Origin of the sequence: Hyphomonas chukchiensis (genome assembly GCF_000682695.1) — a bacterium.
GTDB classification, from domain to species: domain Bacteria; phylum Pseudomonadota; class Alphaproteobacteria; order Caulobacterales; family Hyphomonadaceae; genus Hyphomonas; species Hyphomonas chukchiensis.
This window is the reverse complement of record NZ_AWFG01000085.1, coordinates 56,442-77,826: the sequence shown is the minus strand read 5'-3', so window position 1 is coordinate 77,826 and position 21,385 is coordinate 56,442. Positions and strand designations below refer to the sequence as shown.

At 63.9% G+C, this 21,385-nt stretch carries 19 protein-coding genes; 14 read left to right on the top strand and 5 right to left on the bottom strand.

Annotation, left to right across the window (positions count from 1 at the left end):
- Positions 1–192 precede the first annotated feature (192 nt).
- From HY30_RS17865 to HY30_RS17840, 6 genes are all read left to right on the top strand, one after another.
- Positions 193–1,650, top strand: coding sequence for a cryptochrome/photolyase family protein (locus HY30_RS17865; protein ID WP_034744238.1), 1,458 nt, complete (start codon positions 193–195; stop codon positions 1,648–1,650).
- Positions 1,647–2,963, top strand: a complete 1,317-nt coding sequence (locus tag HY30_RS17860) for an NAD(P)/FAD-dependent oxidoreductase (RefSeq protein WP_034744234.1) — start codon at positions 1,647–1,649, stop codon at positions 2,961–2,963. Before HY30_RS17865 ends, HY30_RS17860 begins: the two co-directional genes overlap by 4 nt.
- Positions 2,960–3,766, top strand: coding sequence for a DUF1365 domain-containing protein (locus HY30_RS17855; protein ID WP_051615691.1), 807 nt, complete (start codon positions 2,960–2,962; stop codon positions 3,764–3,766). Before HY30_RS17860 ends, HY30_RS17855 begins: the two co-directional genes overlap by 4 nt.
- Positions 3,763–4,986: an SAM-dependent methyltransferase gene (locus HY30_RS17850; protein WP_034744231.1), complete on the top strand. Its 1,224-nt coding sequence runs from the start codon at positions 3,763–3,765 to the stop codon at positions 4,984–4,986. The genes HY30_RS17855 and HY30_RS17850 overlap by 4 nt, the downstream gene beginning before the upstream one ends.
- Positions 4,987–5,133: 147 nt before the next feature.
- Positions 5,134–5,796 carry a hypothetical protein gene (locus tag HY30_RS17845; RefSeq protein WP_034744229.1) on the top strand — a complete coding sequence of 221 codons (663 nt, stop codon included), beginning with the start codon at positions 5,134–5,136 and terminating at the stop codon, positions 5,794–5,796.
- Positions 5,797–5,913: 117 nt separating this feature from the next.
- Positions 5,914–6,627, top strand: coding sequence for an SDR family NAD(P)-dependent oxidoreductase (locus HY30_RS17840; protein WP_034744226.1), 714 nt, complete (start codon positions 5,914–5,916; stop codon positions 6,625–6,627).
- A gap of 11 nt (positions 6,628–6,638) precedes the next feature.
- Here the strand turns inward: HY30_RS17840 and HY30_RS17835 are convergent, their stop codons facing one another.
- The 4 genes from HY30_RS17835 to tpiA all read right to left on the bottom strand — a co-directional run bounded on the left by HY30_RS17835 (position 6,639) and on the right by tpiA (position 10,403).
- Positions 6,639–7,352 (bottom strand): hypothetical protein, encoded by a 714-nt coding sequence (locus HY30_RS17835; RefSeq protein ID WP_155839414.1) that lies wholly within the window; start codon positions 7,350–7,352, stop codon positions 6,639–6,641.
- Positions 7,353–7,392: 40 nt separating this feature from the next.
- Positions 7,393–9,027 carry a CTP synthase gene (locus HY30_RS17830; RefSeq protein ID WP_034744220.1) on the bottom strand — a complete coding sequence of 545 codons (1,635 nt, stop codon included), beginning with the start codon at positions 9,025–9,027 and terminating at the stop codon, positions 7,393–7,395.
- 63 nt (positions 9,028–9,090) lie between these two features.
- Positions 9,091–9,576: a preprotein translocase subunit SecG gene (secG, locus tag HY30_RS17825; protein WP_034744217.1), complete on the bottom strand. Its 486-nt coding sequence runs from the start codon at positions 9,574–9,576 to the stop codon at positions 9,091–9,093.
- An 80-nt stretch (positions 9,577–9,656) separates the two neighbouring features.
- Positions 9,657–10,403 (bottom strand): triose-phosphate isomerase, encoded by a 747-nt coding sequence (gene tpiA, locus HY30_RS17820; RefSeq protein WP_034744214.1) that lies wholly within the window; start codon positions 10,401–10,403, stop codon positions 9,657–9,659.
- An 87-nt stretch (positions 10,404–10,490) separates the two neighbouring features.
- Between tpiA and HY30_RS17815 the strand changes: the two genes are divergently transcribed.
- The 7 genes from HY30_RS17815 (at position 10,491) to lexA (ending at position 17,818) form a co-directional block, all read left to right on the top strand.
- Complete coding sequence (locus HY30_RS17815; RefSeq protein ID WP_081812356.1) at positions 10,491–12,404, top strand: SurA N-terminal domain-containing protein; 1,914 nt, start codon at positions 10,491–10,493, stop codon at positions 12,402–12,404.
- Positions 12,401–13,828, top strand: coding sequence for an anthranilate synthase component I (gene trpE, locus HY30_RS17810; RefSeq protein WP_051615689.1), 1,428 nt, complete (start codon positions 12,401–12,403; stop codon positions 13,826–13,828). Before HY30_RS17815 ends, trpE begins: the two co-directional genes overlap by 4 nt.
- Positions 13,825–14,403, top strand: coding sequence for an anthranilate synthase component II (locus tag HY30_RS17805; RefSeq protein ID WP_034744207.1), 579 nt, complete (start codon positions 13,825–13,827; stop codon positions 14,401–14,403). The genes trpE and HY30_RS17805 overlap by 4 nt, the downstream gene beginning before the upstream one ends.
- 10 nt (positions 14,404–14,413) lie before the next feature.
- Positions 14,414–15,172 carry an alpha/beta hydrolase gene (locus tag HY30_RS17800; RefSeq protein ID WP_034744204.1) on the top strand — a complete coding sequence of 253 codons (759 nt, stop codon included), beginning with the start codon at positions 14,414–14,416 and terminating at the stop codon, positions 15,170–15,172.
- 69 nt (positions 15,173–15,241) lie between these two features.
- Positions 15,242–16,273 carry an anthranilate phosphoribosyltransferase gene (gene trpD / locus HY30_RS17795; RefSeq protein ID WP_034744201.1) on the top strand — a complete coding sequence of 344 codons (1,032 nt, stop codon included), beginning with the start codon at positions 15,242–15,244 and terminating at the stop codon, positions 16,271–16,273.
- Positions 16,270–17,073, top strand: coding sequence for an indole-3-glycerol phosphate synthase TrpC (trpC, locus tag HY30_RS17790; protein ID WP_034744199.1), 804 nt, complete (start codon positions 16,270–16,272; stop codon positions 17,071–17,073). The genes trpD and trpC overlap by 4 nt, the downstream gene beginning before the upstream one ends.
- 61 nt (positions 17,074–17,134) lie before the next feature.
- Positions 17,135–17,818: a transcriptional repressor LexA gene (gene lexA / locus HY30_RS17785; protein WP_034744196.1), complete on the top strand. Its 684-nt coding sequence runs from the start codon at positions 17,135–17,137 to the stop codon at positions 17,816–17,818.
- Here the strand turns inward: lexA and HY30_RS19560 are convergent.
- Positions 17,809–19,869, bottom strand: a complete 2,061-nt coding sequence (locus HY30_RS19560; protein ID WP_162176976.1) for a ComEC/Rec2 family competence protein — start codon at positions 19,867–19,869, stop codon at positions 17,809–17,811. The genes lexA and HY30_RS19560 overlap by 10 nt on opposite strands.
- 46 nt (positions 19,870–19,915) lie before the next feature.
- Here HY30_RS19560 and gltX point away from each other — a divergent pair, with 46 nt between their 5' ends.
- Positions 19,916–21,385 (top strand): glutamate--tRNA ligase, encoded by a 1,470-nt coding sequence (gene gltX, locus HY30_RS17775; protein ID WP_034744193.1) that lies wholly within the window; start codon positions 19,916–19,918, stop codon positions 21,383–21,385.

The following is a 21,385-nucleotide window of genomic DNA, read 5'->3' as shown; positions in this document are numbered from 1 at the left end:
ACATAATCTGTTGCAACTACAACGCAATGTGGCTGAAGCCCGAATTTCGAGGCCATGGCGGCGACTCCCTTTGTTGAACGGATATAGCCCCGCACTGCGCCCCGTGAAACCCATCGTGGCATCAACTGATCCAGATGCGCATCTGGGGCGTAAGAGAGGCATACACTAACCCGTAACCATTCGGAGCCTGTCCTGAGTAATTCTGCCCCCGCCATCGTCTGGTTCCGAGAAGACCTGAGACTAGCTGACAATCCGGCCCTCACGGCGGCCGTGAAGACCGGCCGGCCGCTGGTCCTCCTCTATATCCATGACGAAGAGTCTTCCGGCTTGCGCGCCCGCGGCGGGGCATCCAAATGGTGGCTCGGCAAGTCACTGGCAGAGCATGCGCGCCGCATTGAAAAGGCCGGCGGGCGTCTCACGATACGCGTCGGCGCCGCGAAGGACGTACTGAACGACGTGATTGTCGAAACCGGTGCCACAGCTGTCTTCTGGAACCGCCGCTATGGTGGCCCTGAGCGCGCCCTGGATGCTGACCTTAAGACAAGTCTCAAGCAGGACAACATGGACGTCAGCACATTTAATGGCCGCCTGCTGACGGAGCCGTGGGACATCACCACCGGCGCGGGAACGCCCTACAAGGTCTTCACCCCCTACTGGAAAGCCATGAAGGCCGCCTATCGCGCGCCTGACGCCCTTCCGGCCCCCAAGTCACTGAGCGGTCCCGATATCGAGTCCGTCACGCTGGATTCCCTTGGCCTGCACCCCACAAATCCTGATTGGTCCGACGGACTCGAAGAAACATGGAGCCCCGGTGAAGCCGGCGCCATGGACCGCCTCTCCGATTTCCTCGAGGGCCCGATCAACACCTATTCCAAAGATCGCAACAGGCCCGACCTCGAAGACGGCACGTCGCGCCTTTCGCCCCATCTCCACTTCGGCGAGATCAGCCCCGCCCAGGTCTGGCGCGCCGTCCAGCACGGCATCAACGCCGACAGGTTCGACGAATCCAGTGCCATGACCTTCCTCTCCGAGCTGGTCTGGCGGGAATTCTCCTACGTCCTGCTTTATTACAATCCGGACCTCGCCACGGAAAACTACAATTCCGATTTCGATGCCCTGCCCTGGCGCAAGGATTCCGATGCGGTAAAGGCATGGAGCGAGGGCCAGACAGGCTATCCCATCGTCGATGCCGGCATGCGCCAGCTCTGGCATACCGGCTACATGCACAATCGTGTGCGGATGATCGTGGCCTCCTTCCTCACCAAGCACCTGCTCCAGCCATGGCAGGTCGGCGAGGACTGGTTCTGGGACACGCTGGTCGATGCCGACCAGGCCGCCAATCCCGCCAGCTGGCAGTGGACCGCCGGCAGTGGCGCCGATGCGGCCCCCTATTTCCGCGTCTTCAATCCGATCACGCAGGGCCAGAAGTTCGACCCCAACGGCGCTTATGTCCGCCGCTGGTGCCCGGAATTGTCCGACCTGCCTGACAAGTTTCTGCACACCCCATGGGAAGCCGGCAGCGACACGCTCAAGGCCGCCGGCATAACCCTCGGCAAGACCTACCCCAAGCCGATCGTCGACCACCCAACGGCCCGCCAGCGCGCACTCGACGCTTATGATACCCTCAAGGAAAAACGGAACGCCGCATGAAACGCATCGCAATTATCGGATCCGGCATTTCCGGCCTCGGCGCCGCCTACGCGCTGAAAGACACCGCAGACGTCACCGTCTACGAGGCGGATGATCGCCTCGGCGGCCACGCCTGCACCCATGTGTTCGACTATGACGGCCATGAAACAGCCGTCGATCTCGGCTTCATCGTCTACAATGGCCTGAACTACCCGAACCTGATCGGCTTCTTCCAAGCGCTTGGTGTCGCCACACAGCCCTCGGACATGAGCTTTGCCGTCTCGGATCGTGACGGCTGGGAATGGGCGTCCACGGCGCGGGGCATATTCGCCCAGAAGCGCAACTTCCTGAGCCCGAAATTCCACCGCTTCTGGCGCACCATCCTGCGCTTCAACGATCTCGCCCGCGCCGAATTCGCGGCCGGAAAGATCGCCGACACGACACTCGGCGCCTGGCTCGACATGCACGGCTTCGACCAGCCTTTTCGCTGCAACTATATCCTCCCCATGGGCGCCGCCATCTGGTCGACACCCGAAGCCAACATGCTGGACTATCCGGCCCAAAGCTTCTTCCAGTTCTTCGAAAACCACCGCCTGATGCACAAGGAGCGCCCGAAATGGCGCACGGTCACCGGCGGCAGCCAGACTTATGTTCGCGCCGTTGCCGCCGAACTCGGCCAGCGCGTCCGCACGAATGCGCCCGTCACCCGCGTTTCCCAATTCGGCGACAAGGTCACCGTCCTGACCGCCGACAAGCGCACCCAGGTCTTCGACGACGTCATCCTTGCCTGCCATTCCGACCAGGCCCTGCGCCTCGTCGAGGACAGTTTCGAGGATCAGGCCTTCCTGCTGCGCTCGATCCACTATCGTCCCAACACGATCTACCTCCACCGTGATCCGGCGCTGATGCCGAACCGCCGCAACGCCTGGGCCAGCTGGAACGTCATCAAGCAGAGCAATGGCGACATCTGCCTCACCTACTGGATGAACCGCCTTCAGGGCCTCGACGATGCGCGCCCCCTTTTCATCACGCTGAACCCGGAATTCGCCCCGCGCGAAGATCTCACATTCCATGAATACAGCTTCGACCATCCGCAATTCGACGCCGCCGCCGAGGCCGCCGTGCGCGGGCTGAACCGGACACAGGGCCGGAATGGCCTCTGGCTCGCGGGCGCCTGGATGGGCCGCGGCTTCCATGAGGATGGCCTCAAGTCGGGCCTGTCGGCCGCCCTGTCGCTTGGCGGCCGGGTCCCGTGGGAGGTGAAAAACGTGGACATTCATGCGCCTTCGCGCAAAACTCCGTTCATGGAAATTGCAGCAGAGGTGTCGGTTTGACCGCCCCAGCGCTCAATTTGTGGCAGGGGCAGACGGTACACGCACGCTATGTGCCGTTCGAGCGCCGCTTTGCCTACAAGATCGCCATGATCGATATCGACATTGATCGCCTCGACGAAGCCGATGCGCAGACGTCGCTTTTCGCCGTCGACAAGCCGGGCCTGTTCTCCTTCCGGCGCCGCGACCATGGCGCCCGTCAGGATGTGCCCTTGCGTCCGTGGGCCGAAGACATGCTGGCCAAGGCCGGTGTATCGCTTGAAGGCGGCGCCATCCGCCTGGTCACCTTCCCGCGCCATCTCTTCTACAAGTTCGCGCCGATCTCGCTCTGGTATGGCTACGGTCCGGACGGCGCCCTGCGCGGCATCATCTACGAAGTGAACAACACGTTCGGCGACACCCATTCCTATGTCGCATCCGTTTCCACCGACCGGTCACGGCATGAGGCGCAGAAATACTTCCACGTCTCCCCCTTCTTTGATGTCAGCGGCACCTATCGCTTCACGCTGCGGGCGCCGGCCCAACGCCTCGGCGTGGTGGTCGAAAGCCTCAAGGACGGCCAGCTCATGCACATGGCCAATATCCGGGCCACGCGCCAGTCGGCCACGCCCCTCGCGCTGCTCGGGCTCGCCCTGAAGAGGCCTTTCTCGACGCTCGGCGTCACGCTCGCCATTCACTGGCAGGCTGCCTTCCTCTGGCTCCGCGGTGCGAAATACAGGTCCCGCCCGACGCCGCCCGACCGCACCGCCACCATCGCCACGGAACCGGCAAGCGCCACAGCCCAGATCGTGAAAGACGCCGCATGAGCGATCCCATAATTGCCACCGCGCAATCCATCGGCCGTCTCAAGGGCGTGCCCACCACGTTCCGGCTGGTCGCCCTCACCGTCCTGCGCACCCAGCGTGGCAAGATCCAGTTCACGCTGCCCGATGGCCGCAAGCTGCTCTTCAGGAATGCAGAGCCCGGCCCTGAAGCTGAAGTCATTGTGCATGACTACAACTTCGTGAAGCGCGCCCTGGCCGGCGGCGATGTCGGCTTTGCCGAGGCCTATATGGACAGCCAGTGGTCCACGCCGAACCTCACCAAGGTGCTGCAATTCTTCTCGGCCAATTTCGAAAGCGCCCAGCGGCTCGCGCGCGGCGGCATGGTCGTGCGCTGGGCCAACATGGTCCGCCACCTCTTCAACCGCAATTCCAAGGCCGGTGCGCGGCGCAACATCATGGCCCATTATGATCTGGGCAATGACTTCTACAGCCTCTGGCTCGACCCCAGCATGACCTATTCCTCGGCCATCTTCGAAAGCCCGAACCAGTCCCTCGAGCAGGCCCAGCAGGTCAAGTACAAGGGCATCTGCGACCGGATTGATGCTGGCCCCTCCAGCAGCATCCTTGAAATCGGCTGTGGCTGGGGCGGCTTTGCGGAATACGCCGCCAAGCATCGCGGCAGCAAGGTCACCTGCCTCACCATCTCTCCGTCCCAGCGCGATTACGCCATGGAGCGCATGCAGCGCGAAGGCCTCTCGGAACGCGTTGAAATCCGCCTCGAAGACTATCGCGACCATCAGGGCGTCTATGACGGCGTCGCCTCGATCGAAATGTTCGAGGCCGTCGGCGAGTCCTACTGGCCGAGCTATTTCGCCAAGATCTTCGACAGCCTGAAACAGGGCGGCAAGGCGGCGCTCCAGATCATCACCATCGATGACGATCTCTTCCAGAGCTATCGCAAGCGCGTCGATTTCATCCAGCGCTACATCTTCCCGGGTGGCATGCTGCCAGGCGAAACGGCTCTCAAGGACCAGTTCGCCAAGGCAGGCCTGCGCCATGACGGCGTGCATTATTTCGGTCAGGACTATGCCCGCACCTGCCATGAATGGGCCCGTTCGTTCAATGACAAATGGGACGAGATCCAGACCTTCGGCTTCGACGAACCCTTCAAGCGCATGTGGAACTTCTACCTTTCCTATTGCGAAGCCGGCTTCCTCGACGGCCGCATCAATGTCGGCCAGTTCTCGATCTCCAAGGCCTGACCCTGCAGGACAAGTGAGGCGCTTTCCCCGCACACCCCGGGCGAAAGTGCCCGTCGCAGCTGGTCCCGATGAAAATCTGTCCTACCGCACTGGCGTGCACACTATCCTCGCCAAATGCATTACCAGCCCACCCCTCTTATCAGCAGCATGGTCCGCTTCGCGTGGAACCAGGCGGGCTATCTGGTCGAAGGGCTCCACCGCTCTTTCGCCCTCGGGCTCACCGGCTGTCGCCCCTTCCTGCTGCGTCCGGTCCGCGCCCGCCTCGCCGCAGAGCTTGCGCGTTTCGAGCCGCTCGTCCGTCGTCTCCTCTTCCTGATGGCACTTGAGCTCGGTGCCCTGCCGCCACGCGTGCAGACCAACGCAACGTCCAAACCTGGCAGCGCGCCGCACAGCGCCCGGGCATCTTCCCGCTTCCTCCGTAAGCCCCGTTTCCGTATCGCGGAGCCGCCGAAACGCGCGGGCCACACCCTTCCGCCCCGCCGCGCCGCCTCCACCGGCCCCGGCTTCCGCTATCTCGACCTGCCCCTGCCGCCGCCCGCGCCCTTCGCCTACCCGCCGCAGCCGACAGACCTTCTTCCCGCAAAACCGCTGATACAGCGCCTGCGCGCGCTCAATGATGTTTTCGAAAATCCCCTCGTCTACATCACTGCCATGCGCCGCCGCCTCGGCCGGCCGCAAACCCCGCCCCCGGTTCGCGCCGATATGCCAGCCGCCTTCCGCTCCGGCGCTCGGTCAAAGCTCGAACGCGAAAACCTGAGCGGCCTGCAGGCGGAAATCGCCGCCGTCCTGGCGCACCTCAACTCGTCCTGACACCGGCCATGGCCGCAGCCTTCCTGACGCGACATGCCCCGCGCATGTGGCGCCATCTGTTCTGGGCGCTTTCCTTGCGCGGCCCGCGCCTTAGCTTCTCGCGGAAGGAGCACCACCATGCAGGCAGTCATTTTCGGCGCATCCGGCGGAATAGGCCGCGCCCTCGTGGCCCGGCTCGCCGCCCGCGCCGACATCAGCCACATCCACGCCGTCTCGCGCTCCGGCACTGAGGCAGACGAAAAGATCATGCCGCACACGGCCGACATCACAAGCGAAGCCGATCTTGCCGCCCTCGCCGCCGCGCTGAAAGGCACAGGCGACATCGCCCTCGTCATCGTCGCTACCGGACTCCTGTCGGACGCGTCCGGCCTCCAGCCCGAAAAGTCCTGGCGCCATCAGTCCCTGGACGCCTTCGAACAGGTCTTCCGCGCCAATACGTTCGGCCCGGCCCTCGTCGCAAAGCACATGCTGCCCCTGATGCCCCGCAAGGGACGCGCCGTGTTCGCCGCCCTCTCGGCCCGCGTCGGCTCGATCAGCGACAACCGCCTCGGCGGCTGGCACGCCTACCGCGCCTCCAAGGCCGCCCTCAACATGCTGGTGCGCAATTACGCCATCGAACAGGCCCGCGTGAACGACCGGTTCATCGCCGTCACCCTGCATCCCGGCACGGTCGATACCGGCCTCTCCCGGCCCTTCCAGTCAAACGTCCCCGACGCACAGCTCTTCAGCCCGGACCAGTCGGCCGGCTATCTGCTCAAAGTCATTGAAGGCCTCACCCCCGCCAATACCGGCAAGAGCTTCGACTGGGCCGGCAAGGAAATCCCGGCCTAGAGCAATGGATCCTAGTCGATCTTGACGATGTAGGAAGAAGGCTCACTGTCTATCGCAATTGCAGAACCCAAGCTCAGCGAAAATGGGTATGAGCCATCTTCCCGCATTTTCCCGATCGACAGGTTCATGAGGGCATCCGGCGCAGACCAGCTTGTATTGTGCTTGTATTTGCCGGTATCAGGCCCTTCGCCGTATGCCTCTTCATCGAATTCAAGCTGAAAACCCGCACTGTTTATTTCAAGTGCTTCGACACGGTCGCGTAGGCTGTAGGGGTCATCTACGTTGCCATCCAGACGGCAATTCCTGCCGCCTATCGAGTCGGAAGGCTCCTGCATGAAAGGGTAGCTTAGCACCACGCCAGGTTTCACAGGGCTGCCCTCAGTGACCAGCCCGCCATAAAAGCGCCGCCGTTGCTCAGCAGTGATCTGTCCCTGCGCTGACAATATAAGCAGAAATCCAGAGCCGTCCTGCGCGCGCGCACCAACGCGGTAATGCGGCTTGATACCCCAGATATACGGATCGATCACTGAGGTCGGAACCTTCACCCAGCCTGCATCCGTTGCCGCCATCCACGCCTTGGTCGCATCCAGACCGGTGTCGATACAGAGGGTCTCCACCACTTCAATAATGTCGTCTGTCGAAGATGCGGCAGCGCTTTGCGCGCTAGCCATTGCCGGCGCGCAAAGCAGGAGAACCCATAGAGAGGCAAAAGCGAAAACGCGCATTTTGCCTACCCTAAGGCGAACTTAATCTACTTCAAGATGCCTAGACCAGCCGGCTCTGTTTCACCGCCGCGCCGATAAAGCTCGCAAACAGCGGGTGCGGCTCGAACGGGCGTGACTTCAGTTCCGGGTGGAACTGCACGCCTATGAACCATGGGTGATCCGGCAGCTCGAAAATCTCCGGCAACCTGCCATCCGGCGACATGCCCGAGAACAGTACGCCCGCCTTTTCCAGCTGCTTGATATAGCTGGCATTCACTTCATAGCGGTGGCGGTGGCGCTCGGAAATGTCCAGCGAGCCATAGATCTCGGCGACCTTGCTCCCCTCTTTCAGGCGGGCCGGATACGCCCCGAGGCGCATCGTGCCGCCCTTGTCGGTGTTCTCGTCCCGCACAACGCGCTCATTGCCCTTGGTCCACTCTTCCATCAGGCCGACGAGCGGAGATTTGGTCGGGCCGAATTCGCTGGTCGAGGCATCCTCGATGCCCGCCATGTGCCGCGCCGCTTCCACGACCGACAGCTGCATGCCGTAGCAGATGCCGAAGCATGGCACGGCGCGCTCCCGCGCAAAGCGGGCTGCCCGCATCTTGCCGTGCGCGCCGCGCTCACCGAAGCCGCCCGGCAGGATCACGCCATGCACGCCTTCCAGAATGTCCAGCGGCGCATGCTCATCGTCGAACTGCTCGGAATCGATCAGCTTCACGTCGACCTTCACCTGGTTGGCAAGGCCGCCATGCACCAGCGCTTCCATGACCGACTTGTAGGCGTCCGGCACGTCCGTGTACTTGCCGACAAGGCCGATGCAGACGTCGCCGTCGGGGTTGCGGATTGTCCTGGCGATCCGGTCCCAGGACGTCAGGTCAGGGTCCGGCGCATCCGTGATCCGGAAATGGCCCAGCACTTCCGTGTCGAGGCCCTCGGCGTGATAGGCGGCCGGCACGTCATAGATGTGGCCCACGTCACGCGCCTCGATCACCGAGGACGGACGCACGTTACAGAAGCTCGCAATCTTGCCCTTTTCCGTCTCCGGAATCGGCCGGTCACAGCGGCACAGCAGGATATGCGGCTGGATACCGATCGAGCGCAGCTCCTTCACCGAGTGCTGCGTCGGCTTGGTCTTCATCTCGCCGGCGGCCGGAATGTAGGGCAGCAGCGTCAGGTGGATGAAGCAGGCCCGCTCGGGGCCCAGTTCCTGGCCGAGCTGGCGGATGGCCTCGAAGAAGGGCAGGCCTTCAATGTCGCCCACCGTGCCGCCAATCTCGCACAGCACGAATTCCACGTTCTCGCCCGGATCGGACAGGACGAAATCCTTGATCTCGTTGGTCACGTGCGGAATCACCTGGATCGTCGCGCCGAGATAATCCCCGCGCCGTTCCTTCTCGATGATGCGGCTATAGATGCGCCCCGTCGTGATATTGTCCGACTGGCGTGCCGAGACGCCGGTAAAGCGCTCATAGTGGCCAAGGTCGAGATCGGTCTCTGCCCCGTCATCGGTGACATAGACCTCGCCATGCTGGCGGGGGCTCATCGTGCCCGGATCGACGTTGAGATAGGGGTCCAGCTTGCGCAGGCGGACCTTGTAGCCCCTTGCCTGCAGCAATGCGCCGAGTGCGGCGGAAGCAATCCCTTTGCCAAGGGATGACACCACGCCGCCCGTAATGAAAATATAGCGGATCATGGGACTATCCCGATGCCGTGATTCGTTGATGATTGGCGCGGGCAAAATGCCCTTGCCGCAAATTTACTGGGGATTGCCCGTTTCCGGCTCAGCCGGGACAGGGGTTTCCTCTGCTGCCGGTTCGCCTTGCGGCTGGGCAGGTTCGGTTGCCGTCGGATCGACCAGGTCATCCGATGGCGCTTCCGGGGTCGACAGCGTGCCCGATCCGGCATCCTGTCCGTCCAGCAGCGATGTCGACGGGTCAAACAGGTCCGACGGGGCCGATGGGGCGCCCGTCTCGTCGGCGCCAAGCGCCTTTTCGACGTCGGAGCGCGTATCATTGCTCCGGTTGGCAATCGCGGTCAGGGCAAGGCTCGTCACAAAGAACACGCCGCCAAGGATGATCGTGGTGCGCACCAGTGCGCCAGCTGCCCCGCGGCCCGACATCAGCGAATTGCCACCGCCGCCGCCGCCCATTCCCAAACCGCCGCCTTCCGACTTCTGGATCAGGACCAGCCCGGTCATGATGACACAGGCGAAAATATGGACGACGAGGATGAGATTCTGCATGGCGGACCGAATTTCCTGAAATCAAGGGGCCCGCATATCGCCTATGAAGGCGAACGCCAAGCCTCTCCCGTCAGTCTGGGTTAAATTGCTGACATGTAAATGGAGAGGAAATCCTCGGCCTTCAAGCTCGCACCGCCGATCAGGCCGCCATTAACATCAGTCACGGCAAGGATTTCGGCCGCATTGGCCGGGTTCATGCTGCCGCCATAGAGAATCAGTGTGGCCGCCGCTTCAGGCCCGAACCGGCCGGACAGCCAGGCCCGGATGGCGCCGTGAACTTCGCCGATCTGGTCCGTACTGGCCACCTTACCGGTTCCGATGGCCCAAATTGGTTCATAGGCGATCACGAAATCACCTGCGGCAATTCCCTCGGGAATGGAGCCCGCAAGCTGGCTTTCGATCCGCTCCAGCGTCCGCCCGGCTTCGCGCTCTTCAAGGCTTTCTCCCACGCAGATGATCGGAACAAGGCCCGCCCGCAGGGCCGCTTTGGCCTGTGCAGCCACCACGGCATCGGTCTCGCCATGGTCCGCGCGGCGCTCGGAATGGCCCACAATGACGTGGGACGCGCCTGCATCTGCCAGCATTTCGGCCGAAATATCCCCCGTATGCGCGCCTTTTTCGTTCGGATGGCAGGTTTCCCCGCCGATTCGCAGGGCCGAATGACCCGTAGCCGCAGCGCCAAGCGCGACGAGGGTTGCCGGCAGGCAGAGCAATGCCGTCACGTCCTCTTTACCGGCGCCAACTGCAACAGCCACTGCCTCTATCTGTGAAAGGCCCGCTCTCAGGCCGTTCATTTTCCAGTTTCCCGCGATCAGTGTCCGTGACATGCAGCCATCCCTATCTTGCAAGACTAAGCCGTGTCGCCTAGCAAGCACTGAGCCATCCCGCAAACCTTCAGAAAGACTGCGTCAATTATGCTAGCCGTGATGAAAAGCCTGATGAATTCGATCTTCGGCAAGATCGTCGTCATGATCATCTGTGCAGGCATGGCCCTCTGGGGCGCTGACCAGGCGTGGACCGCCGTGAATTCCGGCCTCGGCAGCAACCTCGCCGCCGCCGGCGCGCGCGGCATTGATGCCCAGACGCTTGACCGCCGCGTCGAAAACCTCCTGCGCAACATCAACGCGAATGCCGACAAGCCGATCACCAAGTCGGAAGCCGTCGAGCAGGGCATCATCGACCAGGTCTTCCAGCTCGAAAAATCCAAGATCGTCAGCCTCGGTTACGCCAATGCCATCGGCATCAAGCCCTCCACCGACGCCGTGGTCGAACAGTTGAAAACGGTCGACGCCTTCAAGAACCCGCTCACCGGCGAGCTCGATCTGAACACCTATCGTGAAGTGCTCTACCAGAACCGCTTCACCAAGGAAGAATACGAGCAGCAGGTTTCCGACGATCTGGCCCTGAAAACGCTCAGCGAAGGCGCCACCGCCGCGCTCTTCCCGCCGCAAGTCCTTGCCGGCATTCAGGCACTCTATATTGGCGAGACGCGCGACGTCGCCTGGTTCATACTCGATGCGTCCAAGGCGCCCACGCCCGATGCACCGACGGACGAGGACATCCGCGCCTATTATGACGCAAACCTCGCCGCGCTGGAGCAGCCCGAGCGCCGCGCCATCGACCTTCTGCAGATGTCGGCCGATGATTTCCTCTCCAAGGTCACCGTCACCGAGCAGGAAATCGCGACCATTTACGAGGCGACCAAGTCCGAGCGCTTCTCCGAGCCGGACCAGCGCACCTATATCGAGCTCTACTTCGCTGACCGTGACACCGCCCGCGCAGCCTTCGGCCTGCTCGCTGGCGGCGCAGACCCGGCCACCCTGCCCGGCGTCCTCTCCAGTGAGACAAAAACCGGCGCCAGGGAAAGCATTGCCGACACCGCCCTGCAGGACGCCATGTTCGGCCCCGGCAAGCAGAGCGGCGCCCTCTTCGGCCCGCGCGAGGTTGACGGCCGCTGGCAGGTTGCGCGCCTCGTGTCTGTCCAGCCCGGTGCCGTCTACCCGATCGAGACCGTGTCCGACGTGATCCGTGGCGAACTGGCCCGCGAGCGCGCCCAGGTCCTGTTCTATGAGAAACTCGATGAGCTTGATCGCGCCATTGGCGCCGGTTACCCGCTCAGCCAGATCGCCTCCGAACTGGGCGTGCCGGTCATCAGTTTCGAACCGGTCGATGCCAATGGCATGACGGCCGATGGTCTCATGATGAACGGCCTCATTGCCGCGCAGGATGCCTTCCGTGGCGCCTTCCAGATCAATGCAGGCGATGTCTCCAACCGGTTTGACGGCGAGGATGCCGTCTACCTGACCTCGCCCCGCACGATCATTGCGCCCAGCACGCCCGAGTTCGACACGATCAAGGATGACATCCGCCAGACGCTGGTGTCGCAGCGCGCCGCAAGTGCGATGAAGACCTATACGGATGGCATCGTCGCCAGCATCAAATCCGGCGAGACATCGCTGGCAGACGCGGCAGCCGCCGCCGACTCCGCGGTCGACTCCACGCCCATGCCGCTGACGCGTGTCACCGCCGAGCAGAGCGGCCTGCCAACGCCGGCCATCACCGCCATCTTCAGCGGCGCCGAAGGCGATGTGTACGCCTATCCGAGCCGCGCTGGCGACAAGTACATGGTTGTGCGCCTCAACACGATCACGCCGCCTTCGGACGAAGCGCTTCAGGTGCTTGGCACACGCGCCACCTCGTCCCTGAACCAGGCCCTGAACGAAGACCTGCAGGTCGCGCTTCAGGCCGAGATCGAACGCGCGATCAAGCTGAAGACCAATCCCGGCGCGCTTGACGCCTACAAGAAATCGATTGCCACCGATCAATGAGCACCGCCCGTCTGATTGTTCGCAGGCGCATCGGGGATATTGAAACGCCCGTCGGCGCGATGCTGAAACTGGGCGATGACCAGCCCGGCAGCTTCCTGTTCGAATCCATTGCCGGCGGCCAGCGCCTCGGCCGCTATTCCTTCATCGGCCTTGAACCGGAACAATGGTTCCGCATTCAGGACGGCGTGGCCGAAACCGCCAGCGACGCCGCCTTCAGCGATGCCGTGAAGCTGGACGCCACCCCCGTGGCCGCCCTGCGCGCCTTCGTGGCCAGTGCCCGCGCCGAAACCGACACGCCCCTGCCCCCCATGGCGTCGGGTGCGTTCGGCTATGTCGGCTATGACATGATCCAGCATGTCGAACCGGTCACCATCACCGCCGAAGACACGCTCGACGTGCCCGAAGCCCTGCTGGTCATTCCCAGGGTGGTCATCGTGTTCGACCATATCTATCAGGAAATCCTGCTGATCGGCCGCGTCCACAATGGCAACGAGGCCGCGATCAACACGCTGCTCGACGAGGTCGAAGCCCGCCTCGAGCGCCTGCCGGTCGTTCCGCCCAAGGACCAGAAGCCGGCCGAGGTGACGCTCACCTCCAACACGACCAAGGAGCGCTATTTCGAGATCGTCGAGAAGTGCCGCGACTATATCCGCGCCGGCGACATCTTCCAGGTCGTGCCGAGCCAGCGCCTGTCGACGCCCTTCACCCGCAAGTCCATCAGCTTCTACCGCGCCCTGCGCCGCCTGAACCCGTCCGCCTTCATGTTCCACATGAACCTCGGCACCGTGCGTCTCGTCGGTTCCAGCCCGGAAATCCTTGTCCGCGTCCGCGATGGCCGCGTCGCCATCCGCCCGATCGCCGGCACGCGTCCCGTGTCGGGTGACGCCGCAGAGGATGCCCGCCGCGCCGAAGGCCTGCTGGCCGATCCCAAGGAAATCGCCGAACACCTCATGCTGCTGGATCTTGGCCGCAATGATGTCGGCCGCGTCGCCGCCTATGGCAGCGTCGAGGTCACCGAGCGCTTCATCGTCGAGCGCTACAGCCACGTCATGCACATCGTCTCCCATGTAGAAGGCAACCTCCGCGAAGGCCTCGACGCCGTGGACGCCCTCTTCGCCGGTTTCCCGGCGGGCACCGTCTCCGGCGCGCCCAAGATCCGCGCCATGCAGATCATCAACGAGATGGAAAGCGCCAGCCGCGGCATCTATGGCGGCGCCGTCGGCTATTTCGGTTGGAATGGTGACCTCGACACCTGCATCGCCCTGCGCACCGCCATCATCAAGGATGGCCAGCTCCACATCCAGGCGGGCGGCGGGGTCGTCCTCGATTCCGTCCCGCAATACGAATATGACGAGACCCTGCACAAGGCGGGTGCCCTCCGCCGCGCCGCCGAACTCGCCGCCACCTACGAGTTCGACCAATGAAGCCGCACATCCTCGTCGTCGACAATTATGACAGCTTCACCTGGAACCTCGTCCACTATCTGGAAGAGCTTGGCGCCCATACGCAGGTCATCCGCAATGATGAACTGACCGTCGAAGAGGCCCTCGCCCTCAAGCCCGATGGCATCCTGCTCTCCCCCGGCCCCTGCACGCCGAACGAGGCCGGCATCTGCGTCGACCTGATCAAGTCCGCACCCGACGACATGCCCATCCTCGGCGTCTGCCTCGGCCACCAGTCCATCGGCCAGGCCTTCGGCGGCGCCGTCATCACGGCGAAGGAAATCCGCCACGGCAAGCTGTCCGACATTCACCAGACCGGCAGTGACCTCTTCGAGGGCCTGCCCGAAACCTTCACCGTGGTCCGCTACCACTCGCTCTCCGTCCGCGAGAATGACCTGCCAGACTGCCTCGTCGCCGACGCCCACACGGACGATGGCGAGATCATGGCCCTTCACCACAAAACCCGCCCCCTCTACGGCGTCCAGTTCCACCCCGAATCCATCATGACCGAACACGGCCACGCCCTGCTGAAGAACTTCCTCAGCAAGGTGAAATAGAAGGCGCGTCATGAGCGATCTGGATGCCAGAGCCGAAGCGCTCCTCGAAGCCCTGCCGATCAGCCCCAGTGCCGCGCCGGGCCAGAACTTCCTCCCGCCCAATACCCGTAGCGACATTCCCGGCGAATTCGGCGACACGCCCGTCTGGCGCGCAGGCACAGGCCCGGCCACGCTGTTCGTGCACGGCTGGGACGACACCCACCGCGTCTGGCGCCGCTTCGCGCAGGATTTCCTCCAGAACACACGGCCCCTCCTTCTGATGGACCTTCCCGGCCATGGCGCCTCGAAAGCGGAAGCCTGCACGCCCGTCATGGCGGCTGCGTCCGTCGCAGCGGTCTGCGCCGCCGAAAGCCCCATCGACACGATCATCGCCCATTCCTTCGGCTGTGAAGCGGCGGCCCTCGCCATCGCCGCAGGTGCCGCGCCCGACTATTTCGTCATGATCGCCCCGCCCTTGCTCGGCTGGGCGGACTATCAGCGCATGCGCGGAGAGGATGAAGCGATCATCGCGCGGGCGCTTGAGCTGCATGAAGAAAAGACCGGCGCCCCCATGTCCAAAACGGACATCACGGCTGCCCTTGCCAATTATGAAGGCTCCATCCTCATGATCGGCTCGGCCGCCGACGAAAGCTCCCCGCTCGGCCTGATCCGCGATCTCGCCGAAACCCTGCCGGGCGCCAAACTGGTGACGCGCGAAACGCTCAGCCATCGCGATCTCGCCCTCGATCCGGGTATCCTGTCCGATATCCTGGCCTTTCTTGGCTATTGAGTCCCGTTTGGCGCATTGAACCGCGTCTCCAAGGCCGCTATCGGTGTCCCTCTTCATTGGAAATGATTGATGACTGACACTGCCCTCACCACGGCCATCAAGGCCATCGCCCGCAATGAGACGCTGGAAGGCGACACGCTCGAAACGGCGTTCGAGCTCCTGCTGACTGGCGAGGCCGCCCCGGAAGAGATCGGCGCCTTCCTGACAGGTCTCGCGGTACGCGGCGAGACGGCCACCGAGCTGACCGCAGGCGCCCGTATCATGCGCCAGCATGCCCGCAAGATGCATGTCGACGGCCCTGTTCTCGACACGTGCGGCACCGGCGGCCTGCCATGGAAGAGTCTCAACACATCCACCGCCAGCGCGCTCGTCATCGCCGCCGCCGGTGGCCGCGTCGCCAAGCATGGCAACCGGTCCGTGCCGCCCAAGACGGGTTCGGCCGACGTGCTCGAAGCGCTCGGCGTGAACCTCGAAACCGACGAGAGCGAATTCCAGGCCTGCCTCAATGGCGCCGGAGTCGCCTTCATGTTCGCCCGCGCCCATCACAGCGCCATGCGCCATGTCGCGCCCGTGCGCGCCAAGCTCGGCATCCGCACCATCTTCAACCTGCTCGGCCCGCTCTCCAATCCGGCCGGCGCGCAATTCCAGGTGCTCGGCGTCTTTGCCCCGCAATGGACCCGCCCCATGGCCGAAGCCCTCGCCGCCCTCGGCACAACCAAGGCTTGGGTTGTCCACGGCCGTGACGGCATTGACGAATTGTCCATCGCCGGCGCCTCCCATGTCTGCGAAGTCGAGAATGGCGCCATCCGCGAATTCGAGATCCATCCCGCTGATGCCGGCCTCGACACCAGCCCGCTCTCGCGCCTCGAAGGCAGCAGCGTGCAGGACAATGCCATGGCCATCACCGATCTGCTCGACAGCCAGGAAGGCCCGTTCCGCGACGCCGTGCTGCTCAACGCCGCCGCCGGGCTCCACGTCCTCGGCCTTGCCACCGATCTGAAACAGGGCGCCGCCATGGCGACCGAAGCCATCGACACCGGCAAGGCCCGCGACACGCTGCGCCGCCTCGCCGCCCTCTCCAACGGGCAGGAACCGGCATGAGCACCGCCCTCGACCGCATCATCGCCTACAAGCATGACGAAGTGGCCGCCCTGAAACAGGCCGAAAGCTTCGAAAGCCTCTCCCGCATGGCCAGCGAGGCGAGCCCCGTTCGCGGCTTTGCCGCCGCCATGGACCGCGTCGCGGCGCAGGACGAAAACGCCCTGATCTGCGAACTGAAGCGCAAGAGCCCGTCCGCCGGCGAAATCCTGCCCGGCGCTGACCCTGTCGCCATTGCCACGGAATACGAGTCCGGTGGCGCAGCCTGTCTCTCCGTGCTGACCGATGGCCCGAGCTTTGGCGGTTCGCTCGCCGATTTCTCTGCCATCCGCAGCGCCGTCAGCCTGCCCATGCTGCGCAAGGATTTCCTCGTCGACACGATCCAGGTCGCCGAGGCCCGCGCCCATGGCGCTGACTGCATCCTCGTCATCCTGTCGGCCGTTGACGACGTCCTGGCCGCCGAGCTTTCGGCTGCCGCAACTGGTTTCGGCATGGATGTTCTCATCGAAACCCATGACGAAGCCGAACTGGAACGCGCCCTGCGCCTTCCGTCGCCGCTGATAGGCGTCAACAACCGCGACCTGAAGCGCATGGTGACCGATCTCTCGACCACCGAGCGCCTTGCCCCTCTGATGCCCCCGGATCGCCACCTGATCGCTGAAAGCGGCATATCCACGACAGATCACATCATCCGCCTCCGCGCCACGGGCGCCCGGCGCTTCCTCATTGGGGAAAGCCTGATGAAGGTGAACCAGATGCGCGAATCCGCCGTGACAGGGTTAAGAAAAGCCCGTTCCAATTGACCCGAAACATGAACGCATGTAGAACAGATGAGAACATAGATTCGGACGGAAGGAATCACCCGTGCTGACCAGTAAACAGAGAGAGCTGCTGCTCTTCATCAATGAGCGGATCAAGGAGACCGGCGTTTCCCCCTCTTTTGATGAAATGAAGGAAGCGCTCAATCTTGCTTCCAAGTCCGGTATTCACCGCCTGATTTCGGCGCTTGAGGAACGCGGATTCATCCGCCGCCTCGCGCACCGGGCCCGCGCCCTTGAAGTGCTCAAGATGCCTGAGTCCGCGATTCCCACGCAGGCCTCGCGCGGCCGCAAGGATTTCAAGCCCGCGCTTGTCGCCACCGGCCTTCCGACCGAGGCCCGCGCGCCCCGTGCCATTCCGATCCTTGGCCGCATTGCGGCCGGTGTGCCCATCTCTGCCATCCAGCAGGACAATGGCCATATCACCGCGCCGGATGACCTTGCCGAGGGCGAGGAGCATTTCGCCCTCGAGGTCAAAGGCGATTCCATGATCGAGGCCGGTATCCTCGAAGGCGATCTCGTCATCCTGCGCCGCACCGAAGCCGCCAATACGGGCGACATCGTCGTCGCCCTCATCGACGGCGAGGAAGCCACGCTCAAACGCCTCCGCCGCAAGGGCGCCTCCGTGGCCCTCGAAGCCGCCAACCCGGCCTATGAAACCCGCATTTTCGGTCCCGACCGCGTGCAGATACAGGGCCGCCTCGTCGCCCTCGTCCGCCGCTACGACTGACACTGCCGCCAGGGCCGGTCGCGGCATACCGCACCGGCCTCGACGACCCATCCCGACTTGCCTTGCCACACGGAGAGCCCGCCTTCGCGGCTGACCGCGTCCCAATCATGGTTGAAGGCGCATGTCTCACCGGGTGGCGTAAGTGACAGTTGCAGGACCGCCCCATCAACCGGGCGGCAACTCCCCTCTTCACTCAGTTCGACGATGCCGGCCGGCGTTTCGAGTTCACACGGCAGCTCGCCGCAGCGCGTCGTCTCCAGCGTGCTGTAGCGCAGCGGCGCAAGGCCGTCGCCATCGGCAAACGCAAACCGCGTCATCCCGCCTGCGCTTGTTCGCGCGAAAACCTCGCCGGAAGCAGACCAGTGCAGCACCAGTTGGGGGCTCGATGTCCACAAATAGACCGCCGGAAGGACCGCGAAGGCACACAGAAGTACCCGACCTGCCCCGCGAGCGGTCGTCACAAGGGCCAAGGCGACTGCAAAGAGCGCCATGCTCGCCCCCGGCATCGCCGACGGAAGGGACACTTTCGACGGCGCCATGTCCGCGCACCCATGCGCAATCATCAGCACCAGCTCCAGCGAATAGCCAAACAGCCTGAGCCCCACATCCCCCAGCCCGAACGGCGTCAACAGCAGTGCCAGCGCCGCAGATGGCGCACTCACGAAACTGATCACCGGCATCGCCAGCAGGTTTGCGATCAGCCCCAGCCCCGCCAGTCTGTCGAAATGGTAAAGTGCGAACGGCGCAGTCGCCACAGCAGCCACAACAGATGTCATCACCAGCGAGGCCCACGCAAACGGGATCGGCCCCAGCACGCGTTCCCGCCCGGCCCTGTGGTGCGACCAGGCCTCATAGGTGGCGATCAGCGCCCCCGACGCCGCGAACGACATCTGGAATCCCGGCGTCATCACGCTTTCCGGCTGCAGCAGCACAACAGCAATCATCGCAATCGCGAATGACCGCATCGAGATCGCCGCCCGGTCAAACAGCACAGCGCCGAACACGACCGCCGACATGATGAAGGCCCGCTGTGTCGACACGCTCGCCCCTGAGAGGACCAGATAGGCGAGGCTCGCCAGAAGCGCCGTCACTGCCGCCGGCTTCTGCACCGGCACGCGCAGCGCCAAGGGCTCGAAAAGGACCAGTACCTTCTGCGTCAGGAAGAACACAAGGCCGCCGACAATGCCCATATGAAGGCCGGAAATGGCCAGCAGGTGGGCAAGACCTGATCCTCTCAGCGCCTCCTGGTCCTCCTCCGCCATGAAGCTGCGATCCCCCGAGATCAGCGCCGCTGCAAATCCGCCTGCGCGCTCGCCTGCCGCGACATTCACATGGGCGGCGAGGTTCCGGCGAAAGGTCGAGAGGCTGAGGCCAAGCCGGTCAGCAAGCCCGGTCGGCGGGCCGAGGGTGCCGCCCCGGCAACGGCCCTGCACATAACCGACGGCGCCCAGTTGTTGGAACCAGGCCTGCCGCTGGAAATCATAGTCGCCGGGCAGGACGGGCGCCGGCGGCGGTCTCAGAACGGCCCAGCAGCGCACGAAGCGGCCGGGCGCCACTTCCAGCCGTGCCATGTGGGTCAGCCGCACGAAACGCGGCTGGTCCTCCGGCGCGAAGCCCTGAATGGCATGAACCTCAAGGCGCAGGCGCGGCCCCTTCTTGCCGGGCTCCACACCCGCCACCCAGCCTTCCAGCATGACCGGCCGCGTTGCCTCGCTCACGACCGGCGCGTCCACAAGCCGGGCCCGCACAGCGCCCGCCGTGAAGCCCGTCACGATCCCGAAACCGGCCACCATCAGCACATAGAGGAAGGTCCACGTCACCATGCGCCGGGCGGCGAGCAGGAGCACGGCTGCCCCGATCCATGCGCCGATACAGGCCAAAAGTCTTGGCTCCTCGGGGACCAGAAAGTAGGTTGCGGCTCCCGCGCAGAGGGAAAAGGCGAACAGGAGCGGGCGCGCATCAATCGCGGCGAGCGACCACATCCCGGTCCACAGGGTGTGCCAGGCCGGGGCCGCCCCCTTGCCTTCCGGCGCAACCTTGTGTTTGTGCACCGCAGATGAACTATCCGCCTGCATTTACCTGGAGCCCGCCGCCCTTATGACCGTTGTCACGCGATTTGCCCCCTCTCCCACCGGCATGTTGCACATTGGAGGGGCAAGGACCGCACTTTTCAACTACTTGTTTGCCCGCCACCATGGCGGCCGCTTCCTGCTGCGTATCGAAGACACAGACCGCGCCCGTTCGACCGACGAAGCCACCGCCGCCATCCTTGAAGGCATGGCCTGGCTTGGCCTTGAGGCCGATGAGCCGCCGCTGATGCAATCCAGCCGTGAAGCGCGCCATGCCGAAGTGGCCGCCGAGATGCTGTCGCGCGGCACAGCATTCAAATGCTACGCCACCCCTGAAGAGCTGCAGGCCCGCCGCGACCTCGGCGAGGAGAAGCGTCAGGCCGCCAAGGCCGAGGGCTTGAGCGAGGAGGCCCGCGCCGCCCTGCTGGCCGAGGCAAATGACCTGCTGGCACCCTACCGGTCGCCATGGCGTGACGGTGCGCCGGCGCCCTCGCCAGACGCCGCCTACACGATCCGCCTGCGCGCGCCCGATGGCGGCGACCGCGTTGTGGAAGATGGTGTTCAGGGCAGTGTCCGCATCCAGGCCAGCGAGATTGACGACCTGATCATGCTGCGCGCCGACGGCACACCGACATATATGCTGGCCGTCGTTGTCGACGACCATGACATGGGCGTGACGCAGGTGATCCGCGGGGACGACCATTTGCGCAACACGTTCCGCCAGATCCCGATCTACGAGGCCATGGGCTGGCAAGCGCCTGCCTTCGCGCATGTCTCGCTGATCCACGGGCCGGACGGCGCCAAGCTCTCCAAACGCCACGGCGCGCTATCGACACTCGCCTATCGCGAGATGGGCTACCTGCCGGAAGCCATGAAAGCCTACCTGCTCCGCCTCGGCTGGAGCCATGGGGACCAGGAAATCTTCACTGAGGAAGAGGCCATTTCGCTCTTCGATCTCGCCGGCATAGGGCGCGCGCCCGCCCGGCTCGACCTTGAGAAACTGGGCCAGATCAACTCGCACTTCATGCGCCTCGCCGACGATGACCGGCTGTTCGGCCTGCTTAAGCCGCTGTTCGAGGCAGAGGGCCCGCTGCAGCCGGATCAACAGGCGCGCATTCTCCGCGCGCTGCCACATTTGAAGGACCGTGGCACCACCCTGTCAGAGCTGGCATCCGCTTTTGCATTCCTTCAGGCCCAGCGACCACTGGATCTGAACAAGAACGCCAGGAAGGCGCTTTCCCCGGAAGGGCTTGACCGGCTCGCCGGGTTGCGCCACGAACTGGCGCGGATATCGCAGTGGACAGCCGAAGAAATTTCGGGAACGATTACTTCGTATTGCACTGCACAAGACCTATCTATGGGGCAGGTAGGTCAACCACTTCGTGCCGCACTCACTGGCGGCCTTCCCGCACCCGACATTGCGCCGGTGCTGGAATGGCTCGGCAAAGAGGAAGCGCTCGGGCGAATTGACGATCAACTCGTCCAGGCTGGCACCTGA